Below are 431 nucleotides of genomic sequence, written 5' to 3' on the forward strand. Positions count from 1 at the left end.
GCGACGGGGGAGCGACTGTTCGATCGGGCGAGTTTCCTGCCGGTCCTGGATGCAGGGGTCGCCGTGCTTCAGCCCGACCTCTCGCACGCCGGCGGAATCTCCGAGGTCCGCAGAATCGCGGCGCTCGGCGAGACGCACGGTGCGCTCCTCGCCCCGCATTGCCCGCTGGGCCCGATCGCCCTCGCCTCGAGCCTGCAGGTCGCCTTCGCCACCCCCAACTTCCTGTTGCAGGAGCAGTCCATCGGCATCCACTACAACGCCGGTTCGGCCGAGTTGCTCGACTACGTCATCGGCCGCGAGCCGCTGGCGTTCCCCGCCGGTCACATCGAGCGATGGGACGCCCCGGGCCTCGGCATCGAGGTGGACGAGGACGCGGTGCGCGCGGCCGACGCCGTCGGTCATCGCTGGCGCAGTCCGGTGTGGGAACACCC

General features: G+C 71.0%; 1 protein-coding gene. It reads left to right on the forward strand.

The window, feature by feature from the left end:
* The coding region (locus D9V41_RS16490) for an enolase C-terminal domain-like protein (RefSeq protein ID WP_279432363.1) at positions 1-431 on the forward strand (431 nt) is incomplete at both ends.

It is taken from the genome of Aeromicrobium phragmitis (assembly GCF_003674095.1).
GTDB classification, from domain to species: domain Bacteria; phylum Actinomycetota; class Actinomycetes; order Propionibacteriales; family Nocardioidaceae; genus Aeromicrobium; species Aeromicrobium phragmitis.